The sequence below is a fragment of the Deltaproteobacteria bacterium genome (assembly GCA_016874735.1).
In the GTDB taxonomy this organism is placed as follows: domain Bacteria; phylum Bdellovibrionota_B; class Oligoflexia; order Oligoflexales; family CAIYRB01; genus CAIYRB01.
The window spans coordinates 16579-34970 of sequence record VGTI01000040.1 but is presented as its reverse complement, the minus strand read 5'-3'; the positions used below and the strand labels follow the sequence as shown (position 1 = coordinate 34970).

17 protein-coding genes and 1 tRNA gene are annotated in these 18392 nt (G+C 52.3%); 9 read left to right on the top strand and 9 right to left on the bottom strand.

Features of this window, described 5'->3' with window-relative positions; translation table 11 throughout:
- On the bottom strand, nt 1–933 hold a 933-nt coding region (locus FJ146_14465; GenBank protein ID MBM4253169.1), incomplete at its 3' end, for a hypothetical protein.
- Nucleotides 930–1709, bottom strand: coding sequence for a TetR/AcrR family transcriptional regulator (locus FJ146_14460; protein MBM4253168.1), 780 nt, complete (start codon nt 1707–1709; stop codon nt 930–932). The genes FJ146_14460 and FJ146_14465, both read right to left, overlap by 4 nt.
- A 178-nt stretch (nt 1710–1887) precedes the next feature.
- On the opposite strand from FJ146_14460, the gene rocF reads away from it, so the two are divergent.
- Together rocF and tgt are read left to right on the top strand one after the other, a co-directional pair.
- On the top strand, nt 1888–2802 hold the full coding sequence (rocF, locus tag FJ146_14455) for an arginase (protein ID MBM4253167.1): 915 nt from the start codon (nt 1888–1890) through the stop codon (nt 2800–2802).
- A gap of 43 nt (nt 2803–2845) precedes the next feature.
- On the top strand, nt 2846–3976 hold the full coding sequence (gene tgt, locus FJ146_14450) for a tRNA guanosine(34) transglycosylase Tgt (protein MBM4253166.1): 1131 nt from the start codon (nt 2846–2848) through the stop codon (nt 3974–3976).
- A 9-nt stretch (nt 3977–3985) separates the two neighbouring features.
- On the opposite strand, the gene FJ146_14445 is transcribed toward tgt, so the two are convergent.
- The 3 genes from FJ146_14445 to FJ146_14435 all read right to left on the bottom strand — a co-directional run bounded on the left by FJ146_14445 (nt 3986) and on the right by FJ146_14435 (nt 6174).
- A complete protein-coding gene (locus tag FJ146_14445) occupies nt 3986–4600 on the bottom strand; it encodes a hypothetical protein (GenBank protein ID MBM4253165.1) in 615 nt (204 codons plus the stop codon).
- A 171-nt stretch (nt 4601–4771) separates the two neighbouring features.
- On the bottom strand, nt 4772–5770 hold the full coding sequence (gene fliG, locus FJ146_14440; GenBank protein MBM4253164.1) for a flagellar motor switch protein FliG: 999 nt from the start codon (nt 5768–5770) through the stop codon (nt 4772–4774).
- A gap of 107 nt (nt 5771–5877) precedes the next feature.
- Entirely contained in the window at nt 5878–6174 is a 297-nt protein-coding gene (locus FJ146_14435) for a hypothetical protein (protein ID MBM4253163.1), read from the bottom strand.
- Between the two features lie 238 nt (nt 6175–6412).
- On the opposite strand from FJ146_14435, the gene FJ146_14430 reads away from it, so the two are divergent.
- A complete protein-coding gene (locus tag FJ146_14430; protein ID MBM4253162.1) occupies nt 6413–7894 on the top strand; it encodes a lytic transglycosylase domain-containing protein in 1482 nt (493 codons plus the stop codon).
- Nucleotides 7895–8027: 133 nt separating this feature from the next.
- Nucleotides 8028–9209 (top strand): hypothetical protein, encoded by a 1182-nt coding sequence (locus tag FJ146_14425; protein ID MBM4253161.1) that lies wholly within the window; start codon nt 8028–8030, stop codon nt 9207–9209.
- Nucleotides 9210–9926: 717 nt separating this feature from the next.
- On the opposite strand, the gene FJ146_14420 is transcribed toward FJ146_14425, so the two are convergent.
- Nucleotides 9927–10003 (bottom strand) — tRNA-Val (locus tag FJ146_14420).
- Between the two features lie 186 nt (nt 10004–10189).
- Here FJ146_14420 and lspA point away from each other — a divergent pair.
- From lspA to FJ146_14405, 3 genes are read left to right on the top strand one after another with little or no spacing between them, the layout of a single operon-like run.
- Nucleotides 10190–10711, top strand: coding sequence for a signal peptidase II (lspA, locus tag FJ146_14415; GenBank protein ID MBM4253160.1), 522 nt, complete (start codon nt 10190–10192; stop codon nt 10709–10711).
- Between the two features lie 2 nt (nt 10712–10713).
- Nucleotides 10714–12201, top strand: coding sequence for an aminotransferase class III-fold pyridoxal phosphate-dependent enzyme (locus tag FJ146_14410; protein MBM4253159.1), 1488 nt, complete (start codon nt 10714–10716; stop codon nt 12199–12201).
- Between the two features lie 11 nt (nt 12202–12212).
- The gene (locus FJ146_14405) at nt 12213–13334 is read left to right on the top strand and encodes a hypothetical protein (protein MBM4253158.1); all 1122 of its coding nucleotides are present in this window, start codon (nt 12213–12215) and stop codon (nt 13332–13334) included.
- Here FJ146_14405 and FJ146_14400 read toward each other — a convergent pair.
- Nucleotides 13329–14090: a TetR/AcrR family transcriptional regulator gene (locus FJ146_14400; GenBank protein MBM4253157.1), complete on the bottom strand. Its 762-nt coding sequence runs from the start codon at nt 14088–14090 to the stop codon at nt 13329–13331. The two genes, FJ146_14405 and FJ146_14400, sit on opposite strands and share 6 nt — an antisense overlap.
- 124 nt (nt 14091–14214) lie before the next feature.
- Between FJ146_14400 and FJ146_14395 the strand changes: the two genes are divergently transcribed.
- Together FJ146_14395 and FJ146_14390 are read left to right on the top strand one after the other, a co-directional pair.
- Complete coding sequence (locus tag FJ146_14395) at nt 14215–15996, top strand: lipoxygenase (protein ID MBM4253156.1); 1782 nt, start codon at nt 14215–14217, stop codon at nt 15994–15996.
- Between the two features lie 18 nt (nt 15997–16014).
- A complete protein-coding gene (locus tag FJ146_14390; protein ID MBM4253155.1) occupies nt 16015–16425 on the top strand; it encodes a hypothetical protein in 411 nt (136 codons plus the stop codon).
- On the opposite strand, the gene FJ146_14385 is transcribed toward FJ146_14390, so the two are convergent.
- Both FJ146_14385 and FJ146_14380 read right to left on the bottom strand, forming a co-directional pair.
- A complete protein-coding gene (locus tag FJ146_14385; GenBank protein ID MBM4253154.1) occupies nt 16426–17613 on the bottom strand; it encodes a catalase in 1188 nt (395 codons plus the stop codon).
- A gap of 3 nt (nt 17614–17616) precedes the next feature.
- Entirely contained in the window at nt 17617–18321 is a 705-nt protein-coding gene (locus FJ146_14380) for a hypothetical protein (GenBank protein ID MBM4253153.1), read from the bottom strand.
- Between the last annotated feature and the right edge of the window lie 71 nt (nt 18322–18392).

The window sequence follows — 18392 nt, the reverse complement described above, 5'->3', positions numbered from 1 at the left end:
GTGCTGAAAAGCCTGAGCACCCAATGGCAATTGACCTATTGTGCGCTCAGATTTAGCGAATGCATTCACACTTGGCACGAAATTCGTGTAGGCGAACTTTTTCCCATACTCTGCCAGGACCACCCCGAGTGCCGCCTGCTTACGCTCCAGCCGATTTTCGAAGGCCATAGTCAATGCTTTATCCAATGTCGGTGGATTGCCAAGTTTAGGCAGACCGCCCCTTAGTTCAATTTTGGTCTCGGGGCGTACACCCAACACCTCACGCAACGCTGCGAAAGCCATATCGCTCCCAGCCTTAGCGCGAGCGAGTCCACTGCGTGCTTCAGATACCGCGAGCTGCAAGCGCAGACTGTCGGCATGATTGAGTCTACCGGCACGTTCCATGGCCTGCGCATCACTAGCCTGACTGCTGGCGACACGTACGGCGAATGCGGCAATCTCGAGCTGACGTTTCATTTCGAAAGCTTTGAGCCAAGTCTCACTAGCTTGGAACGCTACTTCAGATCGGGTTTGTTTCAACCTAAGATCTTTTAGATCCTCTTGCTTGCCCTCAAATTTGGCTTTAGTCACGAGTGCTACAGCTCCTGTGATCGGCTGCACTACGGTGAGCGAAGCGCTCCGAGTCAGCTCGGGACGAATCGTGATGGACTGTGGTCCAAAGGATGCCTTTACTGGCTCTCGCAAATGGACCTCGTTGTATTCGCCCTTAACTCGCGGTCCAACCTCAGCCCACGACCCACGTCGCTTTTCCACTTGAGCATTGCGCTCCGCCTCGGATTGTCTAATCCGGAACGATCTGCCGATCGCTAGCTGCGTTGCGTCCTGCAGACTCACAGACACCGTGTTGGCTTGATCACCAGGTACTTCTGCCGCCTTCGCTGATAAGGACCCAACGAAAAGCACTCCAAGAAACATTGTGACTTGAACATTCATGGATCGCTACCCTCGCTCTCGACTAAAGGATCTCTGATTAAATTAAACCAATGTTCTGTTTGATCGCGTAGTGATGAAAAATTGCAGTACTTAGCAATTGCAGCCTCAGTCAAACCAATGCCCTTAAGCATGAAGAGTACAATCTGCTGCTGAAGCTGATCCTCGGTCACTGGGTACGCGACGACAGGATCTGGCGTCAGGCGGTACATCAGCACTGTGACGAGCAGGTGGTGACAAAACCAAAAGCGCATTTCATCCGCAAGGTCGTCGGGTACACCTTCAGCTGGAATATCACCAGCCTGTTTAGCGGCGATCACGCTGCGTTGCATCGTCGCGGCCATGCGCGACACCGCACGCTGTAGGTAAAGTCGTGCGAACTCACCGTCCTCAAGGACACTATGCATCATCAGCCGGGGAAAGATTTGATTACCACCACTGCCGCCCATGACGGCCTTGTCTATAACCATTTTAGTTTGGAAGTAGAGCAGCTCGACCAGAGTGGCCGTTGATGGTTCGAGTCCGGACAGCACGGTCTTGAGCTCCTCACGCGGCTGGCAGCAATGGTCCTGCACCGCACTATAGAGCTCCTCCTTACTCGGAAAGTGCTGGTAGAGCAGAGCCTCGGATACTCCGGCCGTGGTCGCCAATTGCCGCGTCGTAACCCCCCGAAAACCCACCTGAGCAAACAACGGCAAGGCCGCTTCAATCAGCTGCTGGCGGCGCTCGTTCGAGCTAACCCGACGTTTTCTTTTATTTTTATTGGATGCTTGCGACAAGCCATGCGACCTTCATTAAGTAAGTGAGTGCTTACTTACTAATTATAGATGGTTTGGGCAAGGCCTGTCCAACATGTTCAGGTAAACTCATCTCGCCAAAAAAATCTCCGTACCTCAGGCCCATCGACTGAGATACCATCAGGCGGAACACGCGAGACGATCCACACGAGGCTTGAACATGGCTACTAAATCAGTCCAAATCATCGGTGTACCCCTAGATTTAGGCGCGAACATGCGCGGCGCTAATATGGGGCCGTCGGCGATTCGGATTGCTGATCTCCATCAAAAGATCTCAGTCCTTGGCTACCAGCCCCACGATGTCGGGGACCTGCCGGTGCCTGTACGCGACACACTACCCGTGGCGGCAACGCAGGAACGTTTTCGTCATCAGATTGTCACGGCTTGCCGCGATCTGGAGCAAGAGGTTCACACAGCTCTTTCCGCCGATCGCATACCTATCGTACTCGGTGGCGATCATTCCATAGCGATCGGCACCATAGCAGGGGTCAGTCGCTACTTTCGTGAGAGGCAGCAGCATATCGGCCTGATTTGGATCGATGCCCATGCCGACTGTAATACTCCGGAGTCATCACCGTCGGGTAATATCCACGGTATGCCACTTTCCATCGCGCTCGGACATGGGCACCCAGATTTAGTCGCCATTGGAGGCCAAGGCCCTAAAGTTAGACCAGAAAATGTCGCCTTGATCGGCATTAGGACGCTCGACGGCGCGGAAAAAGACATCCTCCGCCGCAGTGGCATCCGTTACTTTACTATGCGCGAGATCGATGAACGTGGTATGCACGCGGTCATGAAGGATGCGGTAGCTGCCGCCACGCGCGGTACAGCCGCTATTCATCTTTCCTTCGACATCGACGGTATCGATCCTGCCTCGGCACCAGGCGTAAGTACGCCGGTAACTGGTGGGCTCAGCTACCGCGAAGCTCACCTGGCACTCGAGATGATTGCCGACACGGGGATGCTGAGGTCGATGGAGTTCGTAGAACTTAACCCGATGACGGACCACGCCCATAAAACTGCCCAGCTAACCGTCGAGCTGGTGCAATCAGCCCTCGGCAAAGCCATTGTCTAGCACGCAAAATAGTCAGCAAGAAGAAGCTCAGAATCCCCCCAAGATCTGTTACACCCGCCTCGTTGAGTCGGGCGGAGCGCGACGCGGTCGCCTTACGCTCGCCCATGGCACGGTCGAAACACCGATCTTCATGCCCGTCGGCACGGTCGGTGCCGTCAAAAGTTTGACGCCCGAGGATCTGAAAACCATCGGTGCCAGTATCATCCTCGGCAACACTTATCACCTCTACCTGCGCCCTGGGATGGAAGTGATCGAGGCTTTCGGAGGGCTGCACAAATTTATCGGCTGGGATCGACCGCTATTGACCGATAGTGGTGGCTTCCAAATTTTCAGTTTAGGCCAGCTGAACAAACTCGATGAAACGGGTGCTCATTTTCAGAGCCACTTAGACGGCTCTAAAATAGTTCTGACCCCCGAACTTGCCGTCAAAATTCAAGAGACCATTGGCAGCGATATTCACATGGTCCTCGATGAATGCACGCCCTATCCGGCGACGCGGCAACAAGCTGAAACCTCCATGCAACGCTCAATGCGCTGGGCGGCGCGCTGCCGCCGCGCCAAGACGCGTCCTGAGCTCTGCCAATTTGGAATCGTCCAGGGCGGCGTTTACCCTGATCTACGCCAGGCCAGCGCACGCGCACTCATGGACATAGGCTTCGAGGGCTACGCCATTGGTGGCCTTTCCGTTGGCGAGACTAAACATGAGATGGCTGACATGACGGCAGCCAGTACCGAGGTACTACCAAAGGATAAGCCGCGCTATCTCATGGGCGTTGGTACACCCCTAGATCTCGTCGAAGGCGTAAACCTAGGCGTCGACATGTTTGACTGTGTCATGCCCACGCGCAATGGTCGCAATGGCTCCCTCTTCACTTCGGAGGGTCGCGTCAACATCAAGAATCAACGCTACCGTTTTGACGCGGGTCCGCTTGATCCGGCTTGTCGTTGCTATACCTGCCAGACCTTTTCGCGCGCTTATTTAAGGCATCTTTTCATTGCTGGTGAACTCACCTGCCTGCGGCTGTTCACAATCCATAATCTTACTTATTACTTGGATTTGATGGCGCGGGTGCGCACTGCGATCGAGGCGGACAACTTCGCCTCGCTACTGAGCGCTGAGCGCGACCTTTGGCGCAGCAGTGTTAATGAGGCGAAATCGTCCGTCGAAAGTTGACTAGGTATCTTAAACAACGCGGCGAAGCTGTCTCACTGGTTCGACTGCTGGGGCGATGCTGCGTAGAGCTTTGGTGACGGCCGCTTGCTGAATGAAGGCACACATCGAGTATAGAAAGCCCATCGCTGTCGAAGCGCTCATGTGCTTATGTTTGCTACCAACGGTCACGACGGAAAGTACCATGGCCGCTTTGAGCGCCTTGAGATAAACGAGTTCGGGCAAATTGCCGCGGTATTCTGGTTTACCGGTCCTGATATAACCGACACCCTGCGTCGCGAGGCGTAGCATCACATCGATTTCTTGATCGGTTACCTGCGGATCCGTCCCCATCCCGGTGAAAGTCAAAAGTTCACCCAAGGTCCGATGACGGTGCGAGATCAAATCTAAAGTTGATTTCAGGTGCTCTGAAATCTTCACCTTTGAATTCAAACCAGAAATCATCCGCCCATTGAGGAATACTAAACGATCGACGAGGCGTTCCCGCATGTTGAAGCCCCAATCAGTGATGGACATCTCAAGTAAACTGTCCCAACCCAACTGAAAGTTAATGTCGTTGATGCCAGCGTCGATGAGCTGTCTGATCTCTAACATTCCTGGTTCACATTGGCCTTTAGTGTGAGACATGCTTGTGAGTCCTATCCTCAAGGGGGGTGTACCTGTTGTACGTATCGTCTACCCTCTACCTTGCAAAGGATGTTCCCACGTTAGACCGTCGTGAATTTAGTTAGTTAGGCAAGGACCGATGTCCAATCTATAGACATGACGCCCGTCTCTGACAAGTACTTGGACACACTATCAAACGTACGCCGAATCACCGCTGGCGATAATGATCTTGCCCTCTTGCTCGAGTTTGCGTGCGATCTGCACTATTTCGGACTGGAGGTTTTCGACATCCGTCAGTTTGACGGCCGACATGGCCTCCATATCCTCACGAAGCATTTTGGCGGCGCGTTCCGACATATTTTTAAAGACCAAGTCTCGCACCGACTCGGACGCCGTTTTGAGAGCGATCTTCCACTTATCATTATTGACGTTTTTAATAAGTTCTTGGATGCCCCGGTCGTCGATCTTGACCAAGTCATCGAACGTAAACATAAGTTTACGAATCTTCTCGGCCATATCCGGATCACGTTCCTCAAGCGAATCGAGAATCTGCTCCTCAGTCGCTTTATCTATAAGGTTTAGCATCTCAGCAATAGGTTCAACACCACCGATCTTCTGCGTGTGAATGGAACCCATGGCTTGGATCTCTTGCCGCAATACATCATCGATTTCATTAATGATCTCTGGCTGCACTGCATCTAGGCGTGCGATACGCATAAGGATCTCTGTGTGCAGAGTTTCAGGCAAAATCTTGAGCGTTTCGCCGCACTTTTTAGCCTCCAAGTGGGCAAGTATTAGGGCCATCGTCTGAGGGTGCTCGTTGCGGATAAAGTTGGCGAGCGTTCGTGGATCGATCAGTTCTAGTGAATCAAGGTTAGCAGCTGACCCAAGCGACAGCTGATCGATGAGCTCGTCGGCATCGCCGCCTTTGAAGGCATTACCGATGACTTTCTTGGTAAATTCGCTACCACCATAAAAGAACTTCTTATTCTGTTGTAGAATCTCGTAGAATTCCATCATCACTTCGTCGACGATATCCTGCTCCAGACGACCCAGCCGGCTCATGGCCGAGCCGATGCGCTTAATCTCAAACTCGTTCATATTCTTAAAGATCTCGGCAGACACATCTTCGCCAAAAGAAAGTAGCAGGATAGCTGCCTTCTGCGGTCCAGAGTATTTGGTCTGTGCCATGCCGAAATCTCCATTGAAACATCTCGAGGGGGCGTGAATCCGTCATCTTTTAGTCTACGGCGGAAACTTGACGCCCAAAAGATTGTCATTTTTTTGACACTTAGCGATCAGCGCTCCCGGCAGGTCATATGAGCTAAACAAAGGCTATTTGGGAAACAGCGGCGTAACACACTGGCTTGTGCCTCTTCCATCGTGGCTCCGTACCCATAGACACTCCCCCGCTTGATGTTGGCGACGCATACCCACCGGCTACGCTCCACGTTCGCATCGTCAGTAAAGTGGTGGTAATCTCCCAGATTTTCCTGATCTACCCGATATTCCTGACCTTCCTGACTCAGTGACGTACTAGCAAACGTGAGCCCTGCCAGGACCACTAGGGACTTTGAACCGTTGCACTTTGACATGATTGTCTCCTTGGTATGCGGGGATGTTTACCTACCCATAGTCTGTCAAAAATATTTACAACTGTAGCAGGCGCTGCGGGCAGTTTCCTAGCCTCAGTGTCGCGACTCTAGGAGGTTAGCTCTGAAAAGCCTCTGAGACAGCGTTGGTACGCAACTTGCTCAAGGAGTCATGCAATTGGCGGCCTCACCGTCAATAACCGAGTTCCCCGTTACCTGCTGATCCCTGCTGATCCCGTTGATGCCCCTACTGAGGTTACTTTTGATGCAGTCCCCGTCTCCGAATCGCATGCCGCGTCACACACAGCCGAAGTCGAGTTTACTATCCCCGATCGCAAAGCTATTTTTGGCATGCAGTCTCGGCTTTTTTGTTGGCGCTGTCACGGCTAGAGCCACACTCAAGACTAAACGCTCACACACACATCTACTAGCCAAACGCAAGGCGGCACCTAAGGCCATGGCGGAGGTCTCACTACAGGCCGATCGCGATCATACCGTTTTTTCTTCAAAGCTCAGCGAAGCCCCTGCATCGGCAAACTGCATGAACGTACCGATCCGTGAGCAGGGCCCGTTCACCGTATCCTATATGCACTGTAACGAGCAGGCTTTTGAGCGAGATGGTGAGGCCGTCGAGATCACCAAAAATTTCAAGGTACCGACTGAGCTCGCGCGTCGTTTCAATTTTTGGCGTCGGATTTACTCCGTGTGGAGTAAGGAACATTACGTACTCCATATCGCCGAGTATCCTGAGGTGATTCTGTCGGTTTACGACACATCGCGACTGACGGCACCACCCATAGCTAAAGATCGTCAAATCAAAAAATTTGTCAAATCTGAGCGTGAAAGCTTTAAGAAATTACTCCTGACGATGCACCAAAACCGCGACCACGAAGAGCGGTTCACGGCTGCGATGCAACGCATCGCCACGAATATGCGCCATATCACCGACCGTAGTAAGTACCTCGTCGCGGCGACTAATCTCCGCCTTCAGCGTGGCCAAAGAGATTTCATCGCCACCGGACTAGCCGTGGCGCCTAAATACCTGCCAAGCATCGAGGCTGAATTCGAGCGCCAGGGTGTTCCTGTTGAGATCACTAGATTGGCCTTTGTCGAATCCTCTTTCAACCTGAAGGCGCAGTCCAAGGTTGGGGCGTCTGGTGTCTATCAGATCATGCCGGCAACGGGTCACCAGTATCTGCGCATGCTCGATGGTATCGATGAGCGCAACGATCCTATCAAAGCTAGTCGCGCTGCCGCCAAGTTACTACGCCTCAACTACGATCTCACTGGTGCTTGGCCACTGGCAATCACCGCTTATAACCATGGCGTTGGCGGTATTAGACGCGCCACGCAAGCTGTGAACTCACGCGATATCGTCGAGCTCATAGACAGGTACGATGGCAATCAGTTTGGTTTTGCTTCAAAGAACTTTTACGCAAGTTTCCTCGGCGTGCTTGCCACGCTACAGCAAGCTGACCGCATTTTCCCAGAAGTAGAAAAAGTCGCTCCCCTCGCATTCACAGCTCTTAGGTTGACGAAACCTTTGAGCGTCAAAGAGATCTGTCACAAATATGCCGCATCGGTGCCAGCAGTAGCGCAGCTGAACCCAGACATAAGTCCGCGGATGATCCGCTCAGGTGGCAAGTTACCGACTGGCTACATCATTAAACTACCCGCCGGAGTCAATCTGGCTGGCCGAACCCTGGCAAGCAACGCCAACTGATAACTGCACCAAATTTATAGCGGCTATTGGTCAATCTTTCAGGATTGACCAATATTTTTTTGCCCTTGAAAGTTAAGGTCCCACCATGAATTACCGATTCCATGTATGAGGACCTTTCCACAGGGAACTTGGTATGGCGTTCAGTTGGCACAATTTCATACGAATCATATTGGTGGTGTACCTTGCCGCCGTGACACGTATTGGTATGGCGGTGCCAAGCCTTGCAACGACGACTGAGCTCACAACGCGCGCACCCTTGCGGATCGCACTGAGCAAGAAGAAATCGAAAAAACTGAAGCAAGCGGCAAAACGCTCGAGGAAACAGGCCAAAGCCAAAGCGACACAGGTCCCGCATCAAGATTCTCGGTGGCAGGCACCAGCTCGTTCTCCCGATTCAGGCGAAAAGGCGGCTTGGATTCCGAAACAGGGGGCAAAATCGACTGTCAAAGAGGGCGGCTCGAAGTCCAAGCGGGCCAAAACAGCGACAGCGGCGCACAGGCGAAAACCGTCTAAACACCAGGCCAAAGCGAAAAACAAAGTAACCGAAACACCGAAGGTCACACCTAAGGCACCAGTGGTGTCTATCACCCCACCAGTGACGGCCCCACCCACGGCAGTTGTAGCAATTGAAGAACCAAGTAAGCAGCCTCCCGAACCGACAGCGACGCCCGAACCGACAGCGACGCCCGAACCGACACCCAACACCAAACCTAAGACCAAAAAGGGGCTCAGTGCCAAAGCCCTTAAGGGAGCTAAGCGTCCACCGATGGCTGATATTGAATCAGGATCCGAACACTTGGTCGATGGCGACAGTAATGCGGGTGCATCGTTTTTGATGCTGTTAACGTTCCTAGTGGCATCGGCTGGCACCTTTGTTTATTTCAAACGCCGCGAGGAACTCAGCAAGGTCGTGCGTAAACCGCAGGCTAAACCCACCGTACCGGTGGCCACGAAAGCCCGACCTGCTGCCAGTAAACCGCAATCTATTCCGGTCTCCGCCACTCCTGATCCGGTATCCCTCGCCCCGAACACAGAGGAGCCCTCATCCGATTTAGCGACAACGGCTCTCATACCTCGGACAGAGCCATGCACGTTTGAGCGCTTTGCTGAGATGCAGGTTGCGCTAAGTTGCTGGATAGAAAAAGGCACCGATGCCATGAGCAGCATGCAGACTTACTTTAATATCACTGAGCAGGAGTGGCTGACTGTCAGCGCGTATTGGAATCAGCGCTATTTGGCCGACGATGAACTCATTCGTCAGTTTAATAACCTGGCGCCGGATTTCCGCGCTAAATACGGCGGTACAGCGGCCTGACCAGGCCTCGCTCCTTGCTCGATCGTCAGGATAGGATTTGCAATTTGGCGCACTAACAGCTAACTTGCTTTATGTAGCCTTTTATCTGATTGAGCTGATCCCGCTATGTAAAGGTCCGCCAAATGATGTTCAGCCGCGAAGATTTCCGGGTGGAAAACCCTACAGACGTCCTTCATATGTTGCCCATCTTGCTGATGCTAGGCTTGGTGACGCCGTTTCTGATCGCGGCCTATACCCTAGGTTTCGTCATGGATGTCACGGGATGGTTGACAAGCGACTGATGAAATCATTGCGACCGTTTCAATGATTCTACCGACACTCTACCGACCTTAGCATCGCCATCATAATTATTATAATACAGAGCTGGAATATCAGCACAGACCGACGAAGCCCAGAATTTCTGGGCTTTTTTCTTTTAGTTAATTTTTTACCTAGGCCACCATCTTTAAAATCATAAAATGATTCTAAAGTTATCTGCCGATTTTTACGATGTACTATTTGTAAGTCGGAACTGACTATTGTCAATCCTGACTCCTCATGGTGCTTACAATGATGGCAACATGCCTTGCCGTCGCAGTCTGCAGGTAACTGCTTTAGTGGCCTACCCCACCGAGGCCCCCGCAAGAATGGCATGATTCTGGCCTCAAAAAAGGGTGTCAGACACGTAGAGAAATCACATGTGTCTGACACCTTCTAATTTTCAGCGCCTGAGGCGTCTGGTGCGAGTACTCAGATTCGAACTGAGGACCTCTGCCGTGTGAAGGCAGCGCTCTAACCAACTGAGCTATACTCGCATGCGGTCAGGCGTTGCATCCTAGCGAGGTTTCTGACTTTGTCAGCTAAAAATATTTTTACCTCGAAATTTCAGTGGCTTATAAAGCTCAAACGCACAAGCAACCCAGCTGAAGCACTAGGCAATTATTGCTCATACATTCCTCAATACTGCCGATAAGCGTCTTGGAGGAAAGGAGGTGGCGGCCATGAACGTAGGCAACCGTCTTTTCGTAATCGCAATTACGCTGGCAGCCTGCGTGAGCTGGGACCAGGCCACGAAGCTCTTAGCTAAGCGGCTGCTCGCTGGGCGCCTACCGCTAACCTATTTGCGTGGCTCTCTTAGGTTTGAGTACGCCGAAAACATTGGCGCCTTTCTCGGGCTCGGCGATCAGCTCCCAGATACGCTCCGTTGGGCACTGTTGATCATGCTGGCCAGCTTCCTGCTGGTTGGCTTGACCTTGTTCGTGTACTTGAAGCATGATCTTTCAGCAGTAGAGACACTCGGCTACGGACTGATTCTTGCGGGCGGCACCAGTAATGTGTTCAACCGCATCGTATCTGGTTACGTCATCGACTTCCTGAACGTGGGAATCGGAGGTGTACGTACCGGTATATTCAACGTCGCCGACGTAAGCATACTAATCGGGTTTGTCATTGTTACATGGCAGCGCTGGGGATCGGTCCAATTATCTACGGTAGAAAACCGTAACGACGGGAAGAGGAGCTAATGATGGACGCCTTGAAACAACTAAACGATATGCAAGCTAAGGTCGGACCTCGCACCACCAACGGTCTTAGCCACGATGTGCTGCAGCGTTTTTTGGCGACCGATCCACGGCTGGCAAAAGCGATCGATGAAGCCGCACGTGAACAGGCCTCGCTTATCCAGGAGTTCCCCGAGTTTGCCAAACTCGACGAAGACACACTGATTATTAAGGTGCAAGCAAACTACGTAAACTTTTACGCCGAAGATCAGCGCAACCCTTACGTTGCCATCGCAGCTCGAGGGCCCTGGCTCGTCACCTTTCACGGCGCCGTACTGCACGATTCCGGTGGTTACGGCATGATCGGATTCGGGCATGCGCCTGAGGCAGTGATCGCGGCTATGGATAAACCCGTCGTCATGGCGAACATCATGACGCCAAGCTTTAGCCAGCATCGTTTGGCAGAACGTCTCCACAAAGCCATCGGTTTCTCGCGCGCAGAGGGTTGCCCTTACCAAAGGTTTCTCTGCATGAATAGCGGCTCCGAATCGATGACAGTGGCCACGCGCATTTCCGACATCAACGCCAAAAGGCAAACCGATGCTGGCGGCCGTCACGCTGGCCAACGCATCATGTACCTGTCGCTGAAGGGGGGCTTCCACGGTCGGACAGAACGCCCTGCGATGCTGTCAGACTCATCGGCGAAAAATTATCGCCAAAATTTGGCATCGTTCCGTGATCTCAACGTCACCTATACAGTCGAACCCAACAATCTCGCCGAGCTCCAAGCAGCTTTCGACTGGGCAGATCGCGAGGGAGTGTTCTTTGAGAGCACTTATCTCGAGCCTGTTATGGGTGAAGGCGACCCCGGTAAAGCGATCACCCCGGAATTCTACGCGCTTGCCCGCAAACTTACGCTGGAGCACGGCAGTCTTCTTGTGGTCGATGCCATTCAAGCTGGGATGCGCGCCACCGGATGCCTGAGCATAGTCGATTATCCCGGATTTGAAAAACTACCGGCGCCGGATATGGAAACATACTCCAAGGCAGTCAACGCTGGTCAGTATCCACTGTCAATTTTAGCCATGAACGCAACGGCCGCCAATCTCTACATACGCGGAGTTTATGGCAACACGATGACCACCAATCCGAGGGCTCTTGATGTAGCAGTCGCCGTGCTTGACGAGATGACGCCTGACCTTCGACGCAATGTTCAGGAGCGCGGACGCGAGTTTGTCACCAAGTTCAAAGGCCTCCAGGACCGTTACCCCAAGATCGTGCGGAAAGTTCAAGGGACTGGTCTCATCGTTTCTATCGACATCGATCCCAGCGTATTTGCCGTAGTAGGTAAAGGTCAGCTGGAAGAGTACCTGCGGCGCAACGGGATCGGTGTGATTCACGGCGGTATAAACTCACTTAGATTTACACCTCACTTCGGGATCACGACACCCGAAATAGATCTTGTGGTTAATGCCATTGCTCACGCCTTTGAGCACGGACCGAAAAAAATATAAGCGAGCACCAGATGAACCAACAGACCCTCATTGGCCTTGTCAGTGCTTTATCCATCGCTGTCACGGCAGCCTGTCGTACACCGCGCGTAAGCGAGCCAAAATCACCGATGGATCCTCACTACAAAAGTGAGGGGCCTTGGTTTGAGGGGTGGTATACACGGGTCGTCGACGACCGAGGGCAGGTCGACGTTGCGGCCATAGTGGGCTCCTTTGTAAGGCGAGGCATAAGCTTTAACGATAGTGCCAAAGAGGGCTACGCGGCATTAGTTGTTAGCGACCGTGCCAAGGGAACCTCAGTTACGTACGAGGTGTTCCCCGAAAAAACCTTTCTCGAGGCAGGAGGACAGCCTGTTACGCGCAATCCAGACGATAAAGCGCCGGCCGATTTTTCGTGGCGCGCTGATGGCGTCGGGCACATGACTGAATCAGAGGTTGATTTGCGTCTCGCGCCGTCTGTGCGGCTGCGAGCTCAATTCGGTAAGCCCGAGCCGCTTTTTCCGGCACGCCCCTGGATAGGGCCAGAGGGCGCAGCAGCTAAACTGCCATTTATTTGGAGTCATTGGTTTATCTATAGCACCGGGAGTACTACAAACTACCAGCTCAGCACCGAATCCCGTTCCTGGTCAGGTACGGGAGTATCCCATATGGAAAAAAACTACGGCTCAGCATTTCCTGCTAGCTGGGTCTGGTTACACGCCATGACCGACGGTGGCGCTAATCGTCTCAGTGTTGCCGGTGGACCAGCTCCAGTCCCAGTGATCCAGCCGGAAGTCTGGAGTGTTAGCCTGAAAACCAAGACTCTCGACTGGGTATTTTTGCCCGGGGTGAAAGACATCACCGTCAAGCGTGAGAGTGCTCCTTGTGAGGGTAAATTCAGTATCACAATCGACAATCCCGGGCGTCGCCTAAACGTCAAAGCCAAGGCAGCACCAAGTGGCTTCGTGGGCATCGCGACAGCATCCGCAGAAGGCTGGGTCAAGGCGTTCGCGCACGAAAACTACCAAGCAACCATCGAGATAGATGCCTACGAAACAAATCTACTTGGTGGCCAAAAACTTATGCAACACTTGAGCGACAACCACGGCGTGCTCGAATTTGGCGGCGACCATCGTTGCCCTACGATGAAATTATAGCGCCGTCTTTTTCACAAACTTCGCTAGGATCTTATCGGATTGACCGAGACGCTTGATCACTGCGTCTTTAAAGCCAAGCCCGCGCAGCATGAAGATAGCAGTCCGCTCAACTGTCTCGGGAAATGGCAGCTCCGCACCGACAATGGGCTGCTCGGCCATGAAGCGCACGCAATGGGCCATCACCATGAGTTGGTGCGAAAGAAAAAGCTCAAGACTCGTCACCTCGACACTATCATCGTTATTTGACCTTGTGCCAACAAGGTGTCCAGCGTCGCGTGCCGCATCTAAAGAACTCCGCAGCAGATCACCAATAAGACTCCAGCGCCGCTTGATATGCGTCCTAAGTAGATTGCCGTCACCCAGCAAACTCTCGAGCAACATCCGTGGTAGTTTACTGTCGTTCGTATGGATTTCCGGACTCAGTGCCAAATACGTCACCAAATAAATGTACTCGACCAAAACCCGGCTCGATGGCGTAGCATCCAGGAAATATTCGTGTAAGGACGGGGTTCTTGCATTAATGATGATGGACACTTCGCGAAACAACTCCTCCTTGGTCGGAAAGTGCTGATATAACAAGGCCTCTGATATCGAAGCCTCCTTAGCAATGAGCCGCGTTGTCACTCGGGCCGCGCCCTTTGTCCGCACCAGCGTTGCCGCTTTATTTAAAATGTCGTGGCGGCGTTCCTCGGCGGTAAGCCGCGGTTTACGCGAATTTTTACGCTCTTTACTTGGTGCTTTAGCCACCGCCACCATCCTCCTGAGTGCACTTATAAAATAAACATTTATATTTTATTTTGTGAGTACAAAATCATGCCTATCTTGCACGTTTTCTTGTCAAAAGTCTCGAATAAATCTACCTATCGGTTAATGGTTCAAGATGGAGCTAGGAGGCCTTACCGTGAAATTAGACCATGTGATTCCGCAGTATGACGACTCGGATTTTCGTCGCCGACGCCTCGGTCAGTGGCGCAGTAAATATCGCTACACAAAATTCGCCGGTATTCCACTCAATGCTGATCCGTCAATCTTGGACACTGTCATCGATCTCGCGTGGGACGGAGTGATCGCTCGAGCGATCTTTAAAGTTCGGTCAAATATCGAGCAAGTGATTGCCAACACTGGCTGGCGCTTCAGTAATTCCATCCCCTCGCTCACCACGCGTGACTTTGCCAACTATCTGATTCGTAAAGACATGCCAAAATTGACAGAATACTTCATCCCGACGCTAGGGTTTGCCTTAGATGGGGGGCGACCTAAGCATATCGACGATTACCGTCAAGTTTTTGCCAACCATGAGGTGCCGGCCATCGCTGACCGTTATATGAGCGACGAGTCCTTTGCCAATGGTTTTGTCGCAGGTGCCAACCCGCTGCTGCTTAGGCGCCTAGATGAACTCCAGACAGACTTCCCGATCAATCAGTCGCATTTGGCCCAACTCGCTGACTTTGCCAATGATGATCTAAACCAGGCTATTGGGGAAGGGCGTATCTACCTTGCTGATTTTAAAGCCCTTGCGAAGCTCCGCGACGGCAGGCATTACAACTGCCCCAAATACATCTACAAGCCCATCTGTGCCTTTGCCGTGCCTAAGTCAGGTGGGCTTATGCAACCTTTCGCTATACAACTGGGACAGGAGAGCGAGGGGCGCGACATCTATACCCCAGCTGACGGATGGTCCTGGCAAATTGCTAAGGGCATGGTCATGGTAGCGTACGGCAATCACCATGAGGCCGTCGCCCACTTGGCCGAAACCCATCTGATTCTCGAGCCTATTGTCATTGCCACCTATCGCCAATTGAGTCATCGACATCCTCTGTACGCGCTCTTTTTTCACCATGGCGAAGGAACGCTACAGATCAATAACCTAGCATTCGCATGGCTCCTGCAACCGAATAAGCCGTTCGATATTATGACCGGTAGCCAACTCGACGACATCAAGGAACTCGCGGCTGCAGCGCGATTAAATTTCGACTTCCGTGCCAACTACCTACCACAGCGGTTGAAAAGTCGGGGCCTCGATGACACCAAGGCACTACCCTACTACCCTTATCGTGACGATGCTTTACTCGTATGGCATACCATCAATGCTTGGGTTCAGGAATTTATCTCTTGTTTTTACACTAGCGACGACAACGTAAAGGGCGACACCGAGCTACAACAATGGGCGGCTGAGATTGCTTCGGATCATGGTGGTGCGATCAAAAACTTTATCCTCAATAACACCGGCATTACATCTAAAGCTGAGCTCATAGACCTCGTCACCATGATTATTTTTACTGCGGGTCCTCAGCACGCTGCGGTGAACTTCCCACAAAAGACGGACATGGCCTACATGCCAGCGGCACCTCTCGCTGGTTTTATCCCAGAGATCACGGGCAACTCGCACACAGAGGAGGACTATTTAAATTTCCTCCCGCCCATAGAGGTCGCCTGCACTTCGCAGATGGCTCTTGAGTTTCTTGGCGATATCTACTTCAACAAGCTTGGTAATTATGCTCTGACTTTTGACTTAGACAGCGACGCCGTTAAGGCAGCCATCAGCAATTTCGAGCGAAATCTCAAAGAAGTCGAAGCGATCATTAGCGAGCGCGATAAGTCTAGAGTATTCACTTACCCCCACCTAAGACCCTCACGCATTCCAAAGAGCATCAACATCTAAAAAACGCAGGAGTCACCTATGCCAAAATTAACTATCCATGAGCCAATCGCTACGTTAAATAGGCGCGATTTTCTCTCGTCTACCTGTGTGACGGCGACGACATTGGCGAGCCTGAGATCGGTGACCGGATGCGCATACACGACCGCGATCCATAACGACCACATAGTGCAGATTCTAGGCGATTATCTTGCCGTTGGTCAGGAGCACCAAAAGCTCGTCGAAAACTTCATCGCGGATCTCCGTTATGGCCCCTATACTACGGAAGGCCCGGAGGAAACCGCGCGTATCCTCGTTGGAGCGCGTGGACAGGGTGAAGCCGAGCGATACGTGATCCAAGAGTTCATCCGCTTCAGCAACTACCGCATGTGGGTGCGGCGCGCGGATCAACATCTTGGACTAGCCACCCAGGAAAAGACTGAGGACGCTTAATTATCGACCTGCTGGCACGGTGATATCTCGCCAATCCGTATACTCATCTGACTCAAGTGCATGCCATGCGTCGAGACTGGTCGGCTCAGTGAGCGACTCATCCTCGCGGTTCATCAAGTGACGATAATTGGAAATCATCTCGTATATGATCTTGCGTGAGCGATTAATATTACCGAGCGGTCGGTGCTCCGGCAGTGCATGCCACGGCTGGAAGGAGAGATTATCGCAGTAGCGTAGCTTCTCATCGGTAAGGAATTGCTGCTTCGGTATCCGAATAGTGGCGACCTGACGCAGCGGTGATTTCGCTTCGTCCCATTTGTTCATGCCATCTTCTACAGAAAATCCAACACCTGACTTATATTCCTGAATCGCAAAGCGGTAGCATACTTCCCCATCCGCTAGACGCGCGGCCAGATCGCTGCGCAACTCAGCGCCAGTCCCGTCCAATGCCATTGGCGTCACCGGACCACAGGGAATCGAGGCAAATTTGATGGGTATGTTGATCGACGGTCCTTTCAGGAGGTAGGCCGTCTGACTGAAAAACGTGCGTTCAGCGAGACTCTTACCGTTATTAGGATTACCGAACGACAGGTCAAAGAGAGCTTTGAGCTCCCGCGCCCGCAGCACCGGCTTAGCCGCCAAGAAGCCAGCAATGCTTGCTGGATTTTCTTTCAAACCAAAGATCGCGGCAAATTCGAGAGCATCCCGCGCCGGGAAGAACGGCGCATCGATCTGGAGAAAGTCCTGGGTCATCGCATCTTCCTGCGATTGCAGCAATTTAGCTCCGGGTATACCGATAACCTTAATCGCCATGCCACGCGCATCGCGGACATTGTCGCCCGCTGGACCGAGCGAATTAGAAAATCGGATCAAAGCAGAGTAACTCTTGCCAGGAACCTTAAATACACCCGCACGGTAAGGAACTGGTAGATCACGATCGACTTCAAACGTTGCCTCAACACAGCCGATACCACGTGAATGAGCGTCGCGTAAGACACGCCTGCTCTTGTTGACATAGTCTTTTTCCATGCCGCGGATTAATTTTTCGCCGAGATCGCGCGCGCTCTCCTCCTCTCCTGGAATTTCTTCCTCCCAAGAGGTGAGATCCGGGGTAGCTATAGTGGTACCCGCAGTAAAGACACTGAGACCCGCCACAAAGATTTTCACTAATTTGCTGGTAATTTTCATTGGTTATTCTCCCGCTGGTACAGCTAGGTATGATTCCTCTTCAGCCACTTTCAGGTAGTCTTCATAGGCGGCATCCCGAATTAAATCTGGCCCCACTACACGCAGTAAATCGTAGTCTGGGAGGCGGCGCCCTAAGACCCAAGTCTGCCTGACCCAGTGACCGTCGCTCTTTAGCTCCATAGTAAACCTTGCCACAGCCTTGGGCACTCTGACCTGACGTCCAAACACCACAAGTGACGGAGTGATTGTGGCTTTAGTGTAGTCTTCGTTGAACTGGACGTAGTAGGTGTATCGGGACTTAAGAAGGGGCGCGTACGACTTAGCTGCCGTTTCCGTTGCATGAAAACTATAGGTGCGCTCGCCATACACCGGCACCTCAGCAGTCCGCGTCTCGCTATCCCACCTGGCTGTACCAAAGGTAACTAGGATGTCACCTGGTTGGTTAAAATTCATCCACCAGATACCCTCGACGGTACTAGGAATTCCGCTTTCGTCAGTACGACCAACCGGCATGTGGTTCTCGATACCATCAGAGGGGAAGCGCTGTAGCACCAAATTAGGCTGTTCGCGCGGCAGGTCAGTATTCACCTCAGTGGTGAAATTCCATGGGCAGAGTTCCGGACTACAAGATACCGCCGGCGCCATGGCTGAGGCCTTGCCCGCCAGGACTAAACCAAACAACGTTGACTTTATAAGCGCTCTCATCATCACCAACCTCCGTTATTTACGTGGTTTAGATGTATTATGGCGCAGATGCGTGAGCAATAAATAACAGATCG